The following is a 16,150-nucleotide window of genomic DNA, read 5'->3' as shown; positions in this document are numbered from 1 at the left end:
GCATTTTCGACTGAAAGGAGGGGAAATATACCTAAGAAATGCGGAAGCAACTTGTTCACCCCCGACAAGCACAAGACTAGCCTCACGGGAAGGCGTACTTTGCCTTTCTGGGAAGCTTGGCTTGTGACCACGAGGGGGTAGGTGCTGGAGCTGGACAATTACCTAACTTCAGAGACCTTATTGAGTTATTTAACTATGAGCAAATTAATCAGTTGGCCTTTTGGCGGATGGCATGTACGGGGATGCTGGTCCATTTAGGAGTATTGTGTTTGACCTTTGACACCACCACCGTCATATCATCTTCAATATTTCCGGATCGTGACCTGATCACCTCTTCCATAATTAAATCGGCCACTTCTTGAGGATCGTCCGTCTTTAACTCGGATACCTTGCGCTTCATCCACAAATCAAAATTCTCAACATGTTTTGGCCCTTCAAAAACGCCATCACTCATCATAATCAGCAAATCTCCCGCTTTAAGCTGCTCACTGACAACATCTACATCAAATTCCTGGATAATGCCCATAGGGAGATTGCTGGCCTGAATTTTCATCACTTTATGGCCTCTCTTTACAAAGCTTGGAGTTGATCCAATTTTCAAAAATTTCGCGTCAGCATTCTGCAGATCAATCATGGCTAAATCCAAGGTGGAGAATATTTCGTCTGTGGTCCTTAATGAAAGAACGGAATTGACTGATTTAATGGCAACCTGCTCTTCAATGCCCGATTGAAGAATTTTTTGCAGTAGCTGAAGTGTTTCCTGGCTTTCCGCGTGAGCCCTTTCCCCATTGCCCATTCCATCACTGATGGCAATCGCATACTTTCCGCAACCCAGCTCGATAGTGGAATAGCTGTCGCCTGATACTAAACCGCCGTCCTTCGCAGCATGTGCAACGCCTGTTTCCACCACAAATGCCTTGGCTGACCGGAATGTGACATGGCAGTATCCATTCGGGAACGCGGCGCACTCCTCTGAATTTACTAATATTGTTTCTCCCAAAATATCAGATAGCATCGGTGCAATTAGCTTTTCGCATTCTCCATGCCCCTGGCAATATGGGATGGTCATATCAATGTCGACATTTCCCTGCTCCAGGCTGTAGATTTCCACCTGCTCGATATGAATGCCAAACTCTTGAAGCGCTTCAAGTATCTGTTCTTCCTGTTTATGATGATTTTCCCGCTCCCGCTGGATTTCTTTAGCGAAATCACCCATCACCTCCGAAACACCCATCAGCTGATCAGCTACCAGCCTTCTGCTTTCCTGAACCTGCTTCTTGAGCTTTTGGTTCGCCTTAAAATATGTAAGCTCCTGCTGTACAGCTTCAGTCACTTTTTTCGATCTTGTGCAGTACTTTTCCCAATCTCTCGCAAGCTTTGGAGAAAGGGAACCTTCATTGTTATCCACATCATGCATAATATCCATCATATAGTCATAGGTTGTATTAAAGTTCTTTGACCAGCAATGATCTTTCTTAAAGCAGGTCTGGCATGTTTTTTCAGTTACATTGCTTAAGAAATAATCCACTTCCCTGTCACCGTCTTCTTCCCATTCAGAAGGCTCATCATGAGAGGAGAAGCTTTTAGAAAGGGCCTGGAAGACGCTTGAGAACTGGGCAACACGCTGTGCTGTCACATCGCGCATTTTTCTCATATATTGCTGCTGCTCAGCGGCATATTCAGGTGTTCCCGGGACTTGCTTGGCCAATTTCATCGTTAAAGCCTGCGGAGTTAATAAAAATAAGAGAATCGCTGCGCCTGTTTCGGACAGAGTTTTCATGAGGTTTCCGCTTCCTTCTCCATACATGCCCATCAGGAGTGTCGCAATCAGAAGGCCGAATGCCACACCGAACTTCCTGCCTTCTTTTAAAAGACCGCCTAATAGACCCGCGAAGGCTAGCAGACTCATATGATAAAAGCTCGATATATTCGCAAGGGAGAAGATCAGGCCGGTTACCACCCCTACTGTAGAACCGACTGTTGCTCCTGCCACAAAGGCAAAGAGAAGGACAAGATAGCGTGACATAATATGCTCGACTGAAAGATCATAGACAGTCCAGCCTATTGTTCCCGTCATAACAGAAGCCAGCATAATGATCAGGCAGACGATTTCTTCGGTTTTCAGTGATTGTCTGCGTTTATTAATCGAAAGCAGCGGCAGCCCCTGCAGAAAAATTAGCGTTAGAATGAAGCCAAGACCTGACTCAACACCGGTCATCATTCCATCATATAAAGTCAGCTGGCCCTTCATAATGAATGCCTCCAGGAGCTTGCCTCCTAAAAGAGTGAAGAATACAAAAAAAGGCAGGGCCCTGATTTCATTATGCAGCCATTTTTTCGAGACCCGGAAGGCAAATAAAAAGATGAAAGTTATTCCAAAAGCGGATACAGCATTGGAGATGGACAATGTGGCAGCACCTGCCATTAATCCCACTAGTGCCAGGGGCGCCTTATCCCTTCGTATGAAATAAACCGCGGCAAAAAACGGAAGGCTAAATGGGGTAAGCTTCGCCAATATCAAGGCTCTTCCAAGCAAAAAGCCAATGATCAGCAGAACATAGCCTTTTTTCAGAAAGAAATTCTCCAACCCTGAGTGGAGTTTTTTTAAGCCTTTGGCAAAATCCAGTTTCGGTTTGTTGAAGGGCACTTCCCCGATCGGCTCCATTACATTCCTTTCTACCTTTTCCATTAAACTACACTCCCCATATTTTTATCGTTGCTGACAATTATAAAATCCAGCGCTCCAGAAGTTTGTCAAAATAGCAGACAAGCCCAGGCTTTTCGTTCGACGGTTTTCCACTATATATGGGGATAGGTAACAAGATTTAAAATTGGACCTGCTGAAGTTGGACTGGATTCTTACAAAAAAAGTAAACAAACCCTTGGAATGACTGCTTTCATCGGAAAGAGAAGCATGGAAGAAATTGACGAAGAGGCAAGGGAGATTTACGACATATTTCTTTAAATATCTTATTGACTTCCTTTTTAAAAATTTGTATTATAAATCTTGTGCTTCAGAGCGCAGCTATAAATCTATTAAAACATGGCGGTGTAGCTCAGCTGGCTAGAGCGTACGGTTCATACCCGTGAGGTCGGGGGTTCGATCCCCTCCGCCGCTATCATAAATTTCGGAAGCGCGTTGCCCAGGGGCGACAAGCATAAGACAAAATGGCAGAAAGGTTGCATTTTACCTTTTTGACAGATTGGCTTATGACCTCGAGCCCCTACGCGCTGAAGCTGGACTATTGAAATGCGGAAGCGCCTCGGTCACCCCCGACAAGCACAAGACGATCCGCACAGAAAGGTGTCTTTACCTTTTTGGGAGGAGCGGCTTGTGACATCGAGGGGGTAGGCGCTGAAGCTGGACTATTGAAATGCGGAAGCGCCTCGGTCACCCCCGACAAGCACAAGACGATTCGCACAGAAAGGTGTCTTTACCTTTTTGGGAGGAGCGGCTTGTGACCTCGAGGGGGTAGGCGCTGAAGCTGGACAACTTAGAATGTTATCTTCCACGGCCCGTTGGTCAAGCGGTTAAGACACCGCCCTTTCACGGCGGTAACACGGGTTCGAATCCCGTACGGGTCATTTCAAAAGAGCGTCAGCCTTAGGCTGGCGTTTTTTTGATGGTTTTGAGGATTTTTTCTACTTTCAGAACATAATTTTAGATTTTACCAAGCAATTGATTAAACTGTTTAATTCCCTTCCAGTTTATCGGCCAGATTTTCAATATATCGGCTACTTTTACCATATATCGGTCACTTCGCACTGTATCAAGGTTTCACTATTAATAAGCTGCCTGCAGAATTTACAGCGTTAAACAACACAAAAAAACAAGCCCCATCGGACTTGTTTTCCATCCTGCTATATAGATAGATCGATCAGCAGCAAGTTATCCCCGTTTAGCGCCTCTTCCTCCTCGTTTGGATTCAGTATGGCGCTTTAGCGACGACAGACGATCTTCGCTGTCCTTTAGGAAACGAGCCATTTTGGCTTCAAAGTTTTCTTTAGGGCGATGGTCGTTTGATCTGTTATGGCGAGGTCGGCCAGAGTTTGTATTAGGTCTGAATTCTTTTCTGTCGCCTCTTTCAGGTCTTTCAGAACGCTCAGGCCGGTCTTTTGCCTTTTTGATGGATAATCCAATCTTGCCGTCCTTTTCGACATTAATGACTTTCACTTCAACCATGTCACCCACTTTGAGGTGCTCATTAATATCTTTTACATACTTGTCAGCGACTTCACTTATGTGTACCAGACCCGTTGAGCCTTCCGGCAGCTCCACAAATGCTCCGAATTTTGTAATGCCTGTGACCTTTCCTTTTAACTTGCTGCCTACTTCGATTGACATTAAAAAAATTGCCTCCTTGAAATATTTAAATCAAACTTATTATATATTATACAGAAACCAAAAAAAGAGTGTCAATAAAGCGTCAGTCAGCCTTTTTTTCCTTTTTCTTTTCTTTTTCCGCCTCTTCTTCAGGGAGGTTAAAAATGATTTCGTTATTGTCAGATAGGAAGTAATCCTTGCGGGCAAGCTTCGCGATATACTCATCATCATTCAGCTTAACAATTTCTTCTTCGAGCATAACTTCCTTCTTCTCCAGGTCAGAAAGCTCCTGGTCCAGCCTGGTTTTCACTTCTACTTTTTCTTCCAGAGCAGCAGACTGCGAAACGAGTGTAGAGATCATAAAAAATGAAACGACGGCTGCCAGTGTGAAAAATGCCGCTAATCTGCGAAATAATAGCTTTTTCTTACGGCCCGCACTGATCTCTGCTGCTTCCTGCTGTTTGACATAGCTGGTTTCCATTTTGGCTACATTTTTCTTCTTGGTGACACTCATTTCCGCACTCCCTCCTTACTCTTTAGGTTTCTTCCACTTTGCAATCCATTTTAAAACATAATTCTTTATCAGCTGTAAATATCCTGCCAATTTATTATATAACTTCTCGACTGTTTTTTTAATCTTTTTCGGCAATAATTTCCACAAAAGTGACAAAATCCATTTGACAGGCAGAAAAATCATTTTTAAGATGAACCAAAAGACTCGAAGTATGACTTTTAAAAGGGAATAAAGTCCTTTTCCAAGCATAACGGCTATCGCAATTAACGCCATAATAAGACCCTGGATGGGCTTATAGATGAGCAAAGTAATGGTCTTCACGAAAAAGCGGTATATGGAGATCGCCATCCGGATGGATATCTCCAATACCCGCAGATACATTTTTTTAAATAGGCTTTGATAAGCGGCAAAACCGCACAGCAAAGCAATGAAAATATAAAACCTTAACTCGCCTTTATTCACCAGAAATAAAATATAGAAGATTGCCAGTCCCTGGACAAGCCAAAAAAGAATGTCATTAATAAATACAAGCCAGCTTTTCCGCTTGGTTCTTTGCAGGAAACGATTATACGTATCAAGGGCAGCCCCAAATACACTTCCCATGCCGACCATCGCCAGCATGGTCACAAATTGAGTGGTCAGCGTCATCGGAACAACTTGCTAAAGAATCCTTTAGCTTTATCTCCATTCTGATCGTCAATATAAACGAGGTCAAATACCTTCCCCTTGATGGAAACAATTCCCTTGTCCACATCCAGATTCTTCATCTGCAGGTTCTGCCCTCTAATCGCAAGAAATCCCATCACTGTCTCCAGCAAAAACTCTTCATTATCAAAGCTTTCGACCTGTTTAACGCCTGTAATATCGAGCAGTCTTCTGCCTCTCATAATGACATCATGTTCCTGAGTATTGGTTTTGTTTGAATTTGACTCATAATATTGACTCATTATTTATCCCCCGCAATCTGCATAGTACAACCTTTTTGTACATGTTTATGAAAAGCGGGATTAAAATAGAACAAGCCAATAGGAAAAGCGGAGGTGCTGCTGAATTTGGAACTATGAAACCGGACGAAATTCCGTTAAATTAAGATTTAACGGCCAATATGAAGATTCTATCGGCCTAAAACGGTAATTTAACGGCCAACTTTGCTCTTTTATCGGCCAATCTCCATAAGCACAGGCCTTATGCCTCCGATTCTACTTTCTCTTCCTTAACAATCGAGTACATTTCCGCTGCTTCCTCCTTGCGGGTCGTTTCCTGCAGGCGCTCTACTTTGACCGTTACCCGCTTCTGCCCGAAGCGGATTTGAAGTTCATCTCCCACTTTAACGGTTGAGCTTGCTTTGGCCTGCTGTCCATTTATTGAGATCCTTCCCTGATCAGAGACTTCTTTTGCCAGTGTTCTTCTCTTTATAAGCCTGGATACTTTTAAAAATTTATCTAATCTCATCTTTTTCCCACTCCCTCTATTAATAACCTTTGGCTTTTGCCTCATTCCAGAATTCATCGAGCTGTTCAAGCGTAAAGTCTTCAAATTTTCTGCCGCTCATTATTACCCGTCCTTCCACATATGTAAAACGTCGGATGAATTTTTCATTGGTTTTTCTCGCAGCTTCTTCGGCATCAATTTTATAGAAACGTGAAATATTCACAAGCGCAAACAGGATATCGCCAAATTCCGACTCCATTTCAGAGCTGAATTTTACCGCTTCCTTCTCAAATTCGGCAATCTCTTCTTTTACCTTCTTCCAGGCAGGCTCGACTTCCTTCCAGTCAAAGCCGACTTTTGCTGCTTTTTCTGAATTTCAGCCGCTCTCATTAAGTTCGGGAATGATTTCGGGATAGAATCCATCATGGATTCCTGCTTTTCACCCTTTTCTTCCTGCTTAATGCTCTGCCAATTCTTCAGCACATCCTCTTCATCTTCAGCCTCGACATCACCAAAGACATGAGGGTGGCGGCGGACCATTTTTTCAGAAAGGCCCTCAATTACATCATCGATGGTAAAATAGCCCTCATCCTCGCTAATCTGTGCATGAAGCATCACCTGGAGAAGGACATCTCCCAATTCTTCTGTCATATGCCCGCTATCTTCATTATCAATTGCTTCAATCAGCTCATAGGCTTCTTCAATTAAATATTTCTTCAATGATTCATGGGTTTGCTTCTTATCCCATGGGCAGCCATTTGGCCCCCGCAGTTCTGCAATAATGCTCCGCAGTTTTGAAAAATCTTTATAGAGAACTGCATCATCTTTCACAGGAGGCACATATACAGAAGTTAAGTTATTCAGCTCCATATTATGATCCAGTTCATGCAGCTGCACTTGTTTAATAACCTCATCCTTGCTGCCGGCTGCTGTTACAATATAAACCTCGTAATCGTAAGGCAGTTTTTCCATCAGTGTCAGCTTGACGTCGCTCGCAGCAAACTGATCATAAACCTGTCCAATGATGACGTGGTGGGTCACCTGGATCTCATCTCTGTTTAAATCGGTTCCATCCAGAAGCTGAAATCCTTCGATCGGATCAATTTTCAAAACCTGAAATAAAGGATCAAGGAAGCTTTGTCCTCCTTCAATCATAATCTCAATGCCTTTTTGCGGGGCACGCTCTATGAGAAGCTGCACCGTACGTTCCGCAACAAGCGGATGGCCTGGAACTCCATAAGTAACCTCTTTGGCAATGGCTTCTTCCAGGAGAAACTCACAAATTTCCTCATACACTTCTTCAAATTGCTCATGCTTTTCGTAGATATGATCAAAAGACTGATAAGTCAGCCCTTCTTGTTCGAGATCGCGCAGAACCGGATGCTCCTTTGTCCGCAGGTATAAGACCTTTGCCTGTTTAAGTTTTCGATATACACCAAAAGGAAGCTGATCCAAGTCTCCTGCTCCAAGCCCGAGAATGGTTATTTTTTTCATAAAGTGATTCATCTCCTAGTCTTTTTGGGAAGCAAGAACATGAGTTTGCTTCCAAGCGGAAGCAGAGCAAGCTCTTCCTCTTTAAAAGTATTGCCTTTAAACACGATATACAAATACGTAAAGCCTCCCAGCGCTACGCCGCTTAATGCCTGGAATCCGGCAAACATTCTGCCCGGTTCAGATATTGGCAGCATGGCTGTGGCCTGAAGGTACAGCTGCAAAACAATCGACATCATTAAAACAGCAAAACCGGCCACCACTAAAAAGCGAAGAGAAAGCAATGATATTTTCAAATATACCCGCAGCTTTACGATAAGAAGAATTAAGACGGCAGCAAGTGCCAGGCATGATGCGGCCGCTGCGCCAGCTGTGCCGTAATTAGGCACCAATAGGATGTTCAGGCTAAGTTTTGCCGCAAATCCCATCAGAATGGCCGCTGCCGGAAAAAAGATAAATCCCAGTCCTTGCAGGATTCCTGTGATTGTGATGATCAGGCTGCTCAGCAATATCAGCAGACTAAGAATCGCCAGGACATCTGATCCTGATGGGTTTTCGAACAGCATAATATTTGCAGGCCTTATGATATTCCAGAGGCCTACCGTTGCTCGCAGCCCCAACGAGAATGCCGATTTGAAGGGCAAGTCTGATTTTATTATGAAGGAATGCAGGCTGATTTCTCATTTTTTCTTTGGAAATGAGCGGCACCAGCGACAGGGACATGGATGTTGCCACAACAATGCCCAGCTGAACAATCGGCTGACCGCGGTCATACACACCTTTCAGCGCTTTCGCTTCCTCCCCTTCAATTCCGGATGTTAATAAAAGCGAGTATAAATTGAACGAATCTGCCAGCTGAATAAAAATAAGCACGAGGCTGCTGATGCAGATGGCAAATCCCTGTATGATAATTGTTTTGGCCAGCTTGCCGCTTTTTTTAAAATCGATGGCAATGGCGGACGGCAGGTTTTTTCTTTCTTTTATATAAAAGAAGGTGATTAAAATCAGGATGGCAATAAGTCCGCCGGTTATGGCCCCAAAAAGGGCCCCGCCCCCCACCATGTATAAAGAATTTCCACCCTTAACAAGCAAATATGCGGCCATCAGGATGGTAATGACTCTGACAAGCTGTTCACCCACCTGGGAAACTGCGGTCGGAACCATGTCTCCTTTGCCTTGAAAATAGCCCCGGAAAAGGGACAGAATAGGAAAAAGAAGAAACATGGCCGCCACCACTCTGAGTAAAATCGCCAGCTGCGGATCGCCCATCCTGACAGCAAGCCAGTCCGAACCCCAATACAGAATGGAGAACCCGATAAAACCTATTATGGACAGTACAAAAGCAGAAACGGCAAATAAATTCTGAATATCCTTCTCTTTCTTTAGAGCGGCATGCTCGGCATAAAGCTTTGAAATAATGACAGGAAATCCATATGTAGATAACACGATAATAATTCCATAGAACGGATAGACCTGCTGATATATATAAAAACCTACATCCCCGACAATATTTTGAAAGGGGACCCGGTAAACAGCACTTAAAATTTTGGTAATCAGGGCAGCGATCGTCAGAATAAACGCACCTCTAAACAAATCGCCAGATGTCTGAACGGGCTTCAATTGCCCATCTCCTTCCAATTGAATTCGAAAGTATTATAGCATATTGAAGCTTTATGCGCGGGAACGCTTGGGTTGGATGCGGATAATTTTGATTGAGCACGGATTTAACGGGATTGCGCACGTTGTTTTTTGGGTACACGCGGCTTTCGTGTTTTTACGCGGGAATATCCTTCGATTGTGTGCGCTCATTAACCATTTGCGCTGGAAATCTTTGTTTTCGCACGTTATATTTTCTTTTACGAGCGGGTCGGGGTTTTGCGCGCGGATATCCTTGGGTTGAGTGCTCACTAACCTTGCGCACGTTAAATTTTTGTTTACGCGCCAGTCCGGGACTTTTGTGCGCGAATTTCCTTCAATTGCGGGCGCTCTCTTACTTTGTGCGCGGAATTCCTTGGTTTACGCGCGCTCCTTTTACGATTACGCGCTGATTCGAGACTTTGACGCGCACTTCAACCCAGTTTACGCGCGGCACCTCCTACCCCAAAGAAAAAAGGCAGCATTCCGCTACCCCTTTCATTAAGTATCCATTTTTATGATTCCATTTGTCTGGCCAAGAAGCCTGCTGCAGTTTCAACTGCCTTTTGTTCTACGTCGCCAAGTGAATCTTCTTTTGCAAAAATGATAACTGCTCCAATTGGGTCGCCGTTTGCAATGATTGGGCCAATTGTATAAGCGGAGGAAGATTCTGTGTTCCCGTCAACAAGCGAGATGTCGCCTGACTGGTTAACCAGGACTGAACTGCGCTCTTCCATTGTTTTTTCAACAAGATCGCTTATGTTTTTGTTTAAGTAATCCTTTTTAGAACCTCCTGCAACAGCAATGTAAGTATCTCTGTCACAGATTAACACTGGATTTCCCAGGCTGTCATATAATGCTTCTGCATATTCTTTTGCAAAATCGCTCAGTTCACTGATTGGTGAATATTTCTTTAAGATGACTTCTCCATCACGATCTACGAAAATCTCCAGCGGGTCCCCCTCACGAATACGCAGTGTTCTGCGGATTTCTTTAGGAATGACTACACGACCCAAATCATCGATTCGACGAACTATACCTGTTGCTTTCATCCAACGTTGCCTCACTTTCATCTGATGATTTAATAGAAAAGCGGAAGCGCCTTGCTCAGCCCTGGCAAGCATAAGACCAATCACACAGGAAGATCCCGATTTCTGGAGTGATTTGTCTTATGGCTCGAAGGGCTAAGCGCTGGAGCTAGACAACTCTTTCTCCAGCACAGCACTTACTCTTTCCTCTTTTGGCTATGATCCATAATTGGGAGAAAATGAATGCATCGCCATGTTTGAACTTAGTATCTTTCATATGGAAAGTTATATACGTGCACAAAAACTTTTTCTCATAGATGTTATTCATTCCAAAAACGGATAAACATTCCAAATGATCCTTCAACTTAAAATTACCCTCGTCAGAAAGAGATAAACATTTCTATTGTTTCATTTTATTGACAGTGGTGTTTCCATAAATTTACGCAGTTGGATGTTCCTGCTCCTTTTTCGCTTCCTGCATTCCTTTGATCACTTCGTATGCAATGTTGAGCCATTCATTTGTTTTGACGCCTTTAATATGGAGGACAGCTTTCAGTTTCTTTCCTTCCATGCCCAGGCCGATCATTCTGCCGTATTTGCTTGTGATCTGGAAAATCTTCTGGCCATCTATATGCTCGCTGGCCTTTTCTGATAAAAGAATCAGTACTTCCTGTTTGGATTGTTTAACTGTCTCGACTCCGGCAAATTCACCGTAGGCCTTCATTTCGGCAATCTGGAATAAATAACCCACCTCATCCGGATACTCGCCAAAACGGTCGATCATCTCATCCTGGAGCTCTTCCACATCTTCAAGCGAAGAAATGCCGCGGAAGCGCTTATACATTTCTATTTTCTGATGGCCATCAGACAGGTAGAAATCAGGAATATAAGCATCAACATCCAGGTCAATCTCAATTTTAGCCTGTTTTGCCTCGACGCCATCGAGCTTATCTTTCCGTTCTTCAATCGCTTCTTTAAGCATTTGCGAATACAGATCAAAACCGACAGAGTCGATGAATCCATGCTGTTCGGCTCCAAGCAGATTGCCGGCGCCTCTGATTGATAAATCCCGCATGGCAATTTTGAAACCTGAACCGAGCTCTGTAAATTCCTTTATGGCCTGAAGCCGCTTTTCAGCTACTTCTGTTAATACTTTATCTTTTCGATATGTGAAATACGCGTAGGCAACCCGGTTGGAACGGCCAACCCGGCCCCTAAGCTGATAAAGCTGGGACAGACCCATTTTGTCTGCATCATGGACAATCAGCGTGTTGACATTTGGAATATCTACGCCTGTTTCAATGATCGTTGTGCTGACGAGAACATCGGACTCGCCTTCCAGGAAGCTTAACATAACAGATTCTAACTCATTTTCCGTCATTTTCCCATGGGCATATGTTACCCTTGCATCTGGAACCAGCATGGATATTTCCTCGGCTTTTCGTTCTATATCCTCCACCCTGTTATATAGAAAATAGACCTGTCCATCCCTCGCCAGTTCCCTTTCAATTGCTTCACGAACCAATGCACCATTATACTCCATCACATACGTCTGGACCGGGAATCGGTTCTCAGGCGGTGTTTCTATGACCGATAGGTCCCTGACGCCAAGCATTGACATATGAAGGGTTCTAGGGATTGGCGTTGCTGTCAGTGTAAGGACATCCACATTGGTCTTAAGCTGCTTGATCTTTTCTTTATGTGTCACACCAAAGCGCTGCTCCTCATCAATAATGAGCAGGCCTAAATCTCTATACTGAATATCCTTTGATAAAATCCGGTGTGTGCCGACAACTACGTCAATAGTCCCTGCCTTTAAGCCTTTAAGGGTTTCGGTCTGCTGCTTTTTTGTTCTAAATCGGCTTAAAAGCCCAATTTCAATCGGGTAATCCTGGAATCGTTCTCTCATTGTTTCATAGTGCTGCTGAGCCAAAATGGTCGTCGGAACGAGGATGGCAACCTGTTTTCCATCCTCAATCGCCTTAAAGGCAGCACGGATAGCCACTTCTGTTTTCCCATAGCCCACATCTCCGCATAATAAGCGGTCCATCGGGCGCTCCCTCTCCATATCTATTTTAATTTCATGGATGGAGCGGATCTGGTCCTCTGTTTCCTGGTAAGGGAAGGCCGCTTCAAACTCCCTTTGCATATCCCCATCCGGACTGAAGGCATAGCCTTTTGATGCCTCACGCTCTGCATATAGCTTGATCAGATCATCCGCAATATCCTGAACAGAGGATTGAACCTTCTTCTTAACCCGCTTCCAATCGTTTCCGCCCAGCTTATATATTTTTGGCTCTTTTGCTTCGGAGCCGACATACTTCTGGACAAGATCAATCTGTTCCACTGGCACATACAGTTTGTCGCTGCCCTGGTAGCGGATATGCAGATAATCTTTGTGGACCCCGTTAATCTCCAGAGTTTCAATCCCCAAATATTTTCCGATCCCGTGATTAACATGAACGACATAATCTCCAACCTTCAGTTCGGAATAGCTTTTAATTCTTTCTGCATTCGAAAGCTTTTGCCTGCGTGCTTTCTTTTTTGTGCGTTTGTTAAAAAGCTCTTCTTCGGTAATAACAGCCAGCTTTTGGCTTGGAAGCTCAAAGCCAGTCTGCAGACTGCCCTCTGTAATTTGGATTTTCCCTGTTAAAATCGGGTCATCCTCACTCACAAATGCCGCTTCTATCTCATAATCCTCAAGCACTCTTTGCAGCTTTTTGATCCTCTCTTGGTCTGGACCCAGGAATACGACCGAATATCTGCCCTTTTTCCATCTGTCCAGCTCGCTTTTCAGCACATGCATCTGTCCATGGAAATTCTGCATCTGTTTGCAGGTGACGTTAATGATGTTTTGCGGATTTGTATTCGGTACATGTCTCAGGAACAGTGACATATACGTAATCGGATGCTTTGAACGGTGCAGAAACTCTTTTAGGGTGTGGGAAACCTTCACATCATGAATAATCTGGCCTTCACCTAAAAGACTTGTATACCATTCGGCCTCTTCCTTATCAAGGGAGTCGTTCATTTCCTGCACACGGCTGATTTCGTCAATGAAAATTAAGCCATTGACGGGGAGATAGTCTACTAAACTACTTCCTTCCTCAAAGGCAAACGATAGGTATTTGAAAAGCTGTTCAGGCTTGTTCCCCATTTGCAGCTGTTCTAATTCATAGCCAACATTTTGGGCCAGCTGTGTTTTCGCTTTATCGTCTTTCAGTTTTTTCAGGCTTGATCCCAAACCCTTTTCCAGTTTTTCAATTATTGTCTGGAAGTGCTCTGAATCAAGAGGGATTTCGGTTGCAGGCCCAATCGAAAACTCGTTTAATTTTTCTTTTGACCTTTGGTCCTCCAAAGAAAAAGTCCGGATTGAATCAACTTCTGTATCAAATAACTCAATCCTGACTGGATCAGCCTCAGTCAGTGGATAGATATCAATAATTCCGCCCCTGACACTGAATTCTCCCGGGGAAGAAACCATTTCCGAACGGACATAGCCCATCCGGACAAAGTTTTTTAATTGTTCCTCTGTCAGTTCATCGCCAATTTTTAAAGAAAGCTGGTATTTCTGCCAGTGGCCTGGAGACGGGAGAATCTTTCTTAACCCGGCCATCGGGACGATCATGATTCCTGTCTTATGTTTGCTCCAATAATTTAAAGCCTCAATCCGCTGGGCTTTTAACTCCGGGCTGGCAATCCCCATTTCCGCTGCAATTAACTCATTTGCAGGATACAAAAAAACTTCCGATTCTCCTGCAAGATTGACGATATCATCATATAGCTTCTGTGCCTGCAGAAGGTTGTGTGTTACAACCAGCATCGGCCTTCCCGAATGCTCATATATCGAAGACAAAAACAGGGTGCGTGCCGATCCTGATAATCCGGCAAGCATCTGCTCCCTTAGTCCTTCCTCTATTCCAGACAAGATGGAACTTACATCATCCTGCCGGCTAATAATCTCTTTAAGACCTAACATGAAAGCCCCTCCTATAACGAAAAGCGCAAGCGCCTCGATCACCCCCGACGAGCATAAGACGAGCCTCTCAGAAAGGCGTTCTTTGCCTTTTTGGAGGATTGGCTTATGACCTCGAGGGGGTAGGCGCTGGAGCTAGACAGTTCTCAACGTTCAAAGTTTCCCTTTATCTTTTAATAGCGCAAGCGCCTCGACTCCTCAATGGTACTGGCGCTGGAGCTAAATAGGATCAAAGTTACAAGGATTTTTATCTTAAAAAGCGCACAGGGCGCTCTGGCAGTTCAACCGCCAAAAAGCAGATGCCATTCCAGGCCCATCGAGCCAGATAACTGACAGTCTGCAAAATCATTTTAACTATTATTAATCTTACTAAATAAATTATGGATGCAACAAGAATCTATAGAACGGTTTCTATCAAAAACAATGATTGCCTCAAAGGAGAAATAGAAAAATGCTTTGGATCGTCTCCAAAGCTTGTTAATGAATAATGAAGTCCTGCTGATGATAATCCGGATTGCGTTCCAGTGATTCCTGGCAATCCTCACAGATTGCTTTCACATGCATATCTCCTGTTTTATCATAGGAGATCATTTCCTGGCGTTCCTGATCGTTGAGCTTATGGAAGCCAAGCTGCTCTGAATGAACAGAGCTGTTCTCTAAAGAACCAATCTTTGTTCCGCAATGACGGCAATGATAGTGGATAGCCATGCCTGTCCCTCCCGTTAAACTGTCCATAATTCTAGTATGGACTTCGGGCAGGGAAATTATTCATGCATCCGGCAGCTGCCGGCAAAGTAGAGATACATTATTCTATGATAAGATTGATAAAATATGAAGATTATTGATTAAAATCGTTCATTACCTGTAAAAATGGTCTTCTGAACCATTCCTCACAGGCATCTGCGCACTTTTTAGCCGTTTCGTCCATAATGTCCTGTTCTTCTTTAGAAAAGCGGCCCAGCACATAGTCAGGCACCTTCATGCCGCTTGGCGGACGGTCGATGCCAACTCGTATTCTGTTAAATTCCTGTGATCCCAGATGAGCGATTGTAGATTTGATCCCATTATGGCCACCTGCGCTCCCTTTCTGACGGAGCCGTATCTTGCCTACAGGAAGATCCAGATCATCATAAATGACCACAAGTTCGTCATCATTTATTTCGAAATAATCCATAACGGCCCGAATGGACTCTCCGGATAAATTCATATATGTAAGAGGTTTAAGCAGAAATACTTTCTCTCCGTTCACATAACCTGTGCCAAATACGCCTTTCAGCTTTGCCTGATTCAAAGGAATATTCAGCCGGTCCGATAAAACATCAATCACATCAAAGCCAATATTGTGCCTCGTCTTATCATATTGCTTGCCGGGATTCCCCAGCCCTACAATTAATTTCATTTTCTCACCCCATATTCGAAAAGCGCAGACGTCCAGTAATAACCTGGCGCTTGCGCTGAACTTATTCCATTCTCTTTTTCATTATAGTAGAAAGTGTGTTATTCGGTAAGAAGAATCTGCCGGAAGGTGTGCCGGGTTCAGACTCGGCTGCCTCTGCGGCATCTGATCCTGTCCGAATGTGAGCCTTATTCGGACTCGGTTGCTCTTTTTTCTTCTCTTTCTGTCCAAATGTGTCCCCTATTCGGACTCGGTTGCTCCTTTTTCTTCTCTTTCTGTCCGAATATGCCCTTTATTCGGACTCGGTTGCTCTTTTTTCTTCTCTTTCTGTCCGAATGTGCCCCTTATTTCGGAC

12 protein-coding genes, 2 tRNA genes and 1 pseudogene are annotated in these 16,150 nt (G+C 44.0%); 2 read left to right on the top strand and 13 right to left on the bottom strand.

The window, feature by feature from the left end; translation table 11 throughout:
- Positions 1 to 208: 208 nt before the first annotated feature.
- Positions 209 to 2,689: a stage II sporulation protein E gene (gene spoIIE / locus ACXAD1_RS24720; protein ID WP_370223841.1), complete on the bottom strand. Its 2,481-nt coding sequence runs from the start codon at positions 2,687 to 2,689 to the stop codon at positions 209 to 211.
- A gap of 356 nt (positions 2,690 to 3,045) precedes the next feature.
- On the opposite strand from spoIIE, the gene ACXAD1_RS24715 reads away from it, so the two are divergent.
- Together ACXAD1_RS24715 and ACXAD1_RS24710 are read left to right on the top strand one after the other, a co-directional pair.
- Positions 3,046 to 3,119, top strand: a tRNA-Met gene (locus ACXAD1_RS24715).
- A gap of 394 nt (positions 3,120 to 3,513) precedes the next feature.
- A tRNA-Glu gene (locus tag ACXAD1_RS24710) sits at positions 3,514 to 3,585 on the top strand.
- Between the two features lie 304 nt (positions 3,586 to 3,889).
- On the opposite strand, the gene ACXAD1_RS24705 is transcribed toward ACXAD1_RS24710, so the two are convergent.
- From ACXAD1_RS24705 to pth, 12 genes and pseudogenes are all read right to left on the bottom strand, one after another.
- Positions 3,890 to 4,345 carry a S1 domain-containing RNA-binding protein gene (locus tag ACXAD1_RS24705; RefSeq protein ID WP_206845855.1) on the bottom strand — a complete coding sequence of 152 codons (456 nt, stop codon included), beginning with the start codon at positions 4,343 to 4,345 and terminating at the stop codon, positions 3,890 to 3,892.
- Between the two features lie 82 nt (positions 4,346 to 4,427).
- Positions 4,428 to 4,838 (bottom strand): FtsB family cell division protein, encoded by a 411-nt coding sequence (locus ACXAD1_RS24700; protein ID WP_474911257.1) that lies wholly within the window; start codon positions 4,836 to 4,838, stop codon positions 4,428 to 4,430.
- Positions 4,839 to 4,853: 15 nt separating this feature from the next.
- Positions 4,854 to 5,486: a spore cortex biosynthesis protein YabQ gene (yabQ, locus tag ACXAD1_RS24695; protein ID WP_206845857.1), complete on the bottom strand. Its 633-nt coding sequence runs from the start codon at positions 5,484 to 5,486 to the stop codon at positions 4,854 to 4,856.
- Positions 5,483 to 5,785, bottom strand: coding sequence for a sporulation protein YabP (gene yabP, locus ACXAD1_RS24690; RefSeq protein ID WP_206845858.1), 303 nt, complete (start codon positions 5,783 to 5,785; stop codon positions 5,483 to 5,485). Before yabP ends, yabQ begins: the two co-directional genes overlap by 4 nt.
- A gap of 238 nt (positions 5,786 to 6,023) precedes the next feature.
- The gene (locus ACXAD1_RS24685) at positions 6,024 to 6,290 is read right to left on the bottom strand and encodes an RNA-binding S4 domain-containing protein (protein ID WP_474911256.1); all 267 of its coding nucleotides are present in this window, start codon (positions 6,288 to 6,290) and stop codon (positions 6,024 to 6,026) included.
- A gap of 19 nt (positions 6,291 to 6,309) precedes the next feature.
- A pseudogene (yabN, locus tag ACXAD1_RS24680) lies at positions 6,310 to 7,763 on the bottom strand (bifunctional methyltransferase/pyrophosphohydrolase YabN).
- A gap of 8 nt (positions 7,764 to 7,771) precedes the next feature.
- Positions 7,772 to 8,326: a hypothetical protein gene (locus ACXAD1_RS24675; protein ID WP_474911255.1), complete on the bottom strand. Its 555-nt coding sequence runs from the start codon at positions 8,324 to 8,326 to the stop codon at positions 7,772 to 7,774.
- Positions 8,280 to 9,380, bottom strand: a complete 1,101-nt coding sequence (locus tag ACXAD1_RS24670; RefSeq protein ID WP_474911254.1) for a polysaccharide biosynthesis protein — start codon at positions 9,378 to 9,380, stop codon at positions 8,280 to 8,282. The genes ACXAD1_RS24675 and ACXAD1_RS24670 overlap by 47 nt, the downstream gene beginning before the upstream one ends.
- A gap of 530 nt (positions 9,381 to 9,910) precedes the next feature.
- Complete coding sequence (gene spoVT, locus ACXAD1_RS24665; RefSeq protein ID WP_009336655.1) at positions 9,911 to 10,447, bottom strand: stage V sporulation protein T; 537 nt, start codon at positions 10,445 to 10,447, stop codon at positions 9,911 to 9,913.
- A 415-nt stretch (positions 10,448 to 10,862) separates the two neighbouring features.
- A complete protein-coding gene (gene mfd, locus ACXAD1_RS24660; protein WP_474911253.1) occupies positions 10,863 to 14,402 on the bottom strand; it encodes a transcription-repair coupling factor in 3,540 nt (1,179 codons plus the stop codon).
- A 474-nt stretch (positions 14,403 to 14,876) separates the two neighbouring features.
- On the bottom strand, positions 14,877 to 15,107 hold the full coding sequence (locus tag ACXAD1_RS24655; RefSeq protein ID WP_474911252.1) for an anti-sigma-F factor Fin family protein: 231 nt from the start codon (positions 15,105 to 15,107) through the stop codon (positions 14,877 to 14,879).
- A gap of 130 nt (positions 15,108 to 15,237) precedes the next feature.
- The gene (gene pth, locus ACXAD1_RS24650; RefSeq protein WP_206845870.1) at positions 15,238 to 15,798 is read right to left on the bottom strand and encodes an aminoacyl-tRNA hydrolase; all 561 of its coding nucleotides are present in this window, start codon (positions 15,796 to 15,798) and stop codon (positions 15,238 to 15,240) included.
- Positions 15,799 to 16,150 lie beyond the last annotated feature (352 nt).

The sequence above is a fragment of the Cytobacillus sp. ABV4_503 genome (assembly GCF_056158445.1).
This window is presented reverse-complemented; position numbering and strand designations above follow the sequence as displayed.

Bases quoted from the DNA above. Each gene is read 5' to 3' on its own strand.
- pth (WP_206845870.1), bottom strand. From the start codon at position 15,798: ATGAAATTAATTGTAGGGCTGGGGAATCCCGGCAAGCAATATGATAAG.
- mfd (WP_474911253.1), bottom strand. From the start codon at position 14,402: ATGTTAGGTCTTAAAGAGATTATTAGCCGGCAGGATGATGTAAGTTCC.
- ACXAD1_RS24700 (WP_474911257.1), bottom strand. From the start codon at position 4,838: ATGAGTGTCACCAAGAAGAAAAATGTAGCCAAAATGGAAACCAGCTAT.
- ACXAD1_RS24675 (WP_474911255.1), bottom strand. From the start codon at position 8,326: ATGCTGTTCGAAAACCCATCAGGATCAGATGTCCTGGCGATTCTTAGT.
- yabQ (WP_206845857.1), bottom strand. From the start codon at position 5,486: ATGACGCTGACCACTCAATTTGTGACCATGCTGGCGATGGTCGGCATG.
- yabP (WP_206845858.1), bottom strand. From the start codon at position 5,785: ATGAGTCAATATTATGAGTCAAATTCAAACAAAACCAATACTCAGGAA.
- ACXAD1_RS24705 (WP_206845855.1), bottom strand. From the start codon at position 4,345: ATGTCAATCGAAGTAGGCAGCAAGTTAAAAGGAAAGGTCACAGGCATT.
- ACXAD1_RS24685 (WP_474911256.1), bottom strand. From the start codon at position 6,290: ATGAGATTAGATAAATTTTTAAAAGTATCCAGGCTTATAAAGAGAAGA.
- ACXAD1_RS24655 (WP_474911252.1), bottom strand. From the start codon at position 15,107: ATGGCTATCCACTATCATTGCCGTCATTGCGGAACAAAGATTGGTTCT.
- spoIIE (WP_370223841.1), bottom strand. From the start codon at position 2,689: ATGGAAAAGGTAGAAAGGAATGTAATGGAGCCGATCGGGGAAGTGCCC.
- spoVT (WP_009336655.1), bottom strand. From the start codon at position 10,447: ATGAAAGCAACAGGTATAGTTCGTCGAATCGATGATTTGGGTCGTGTA.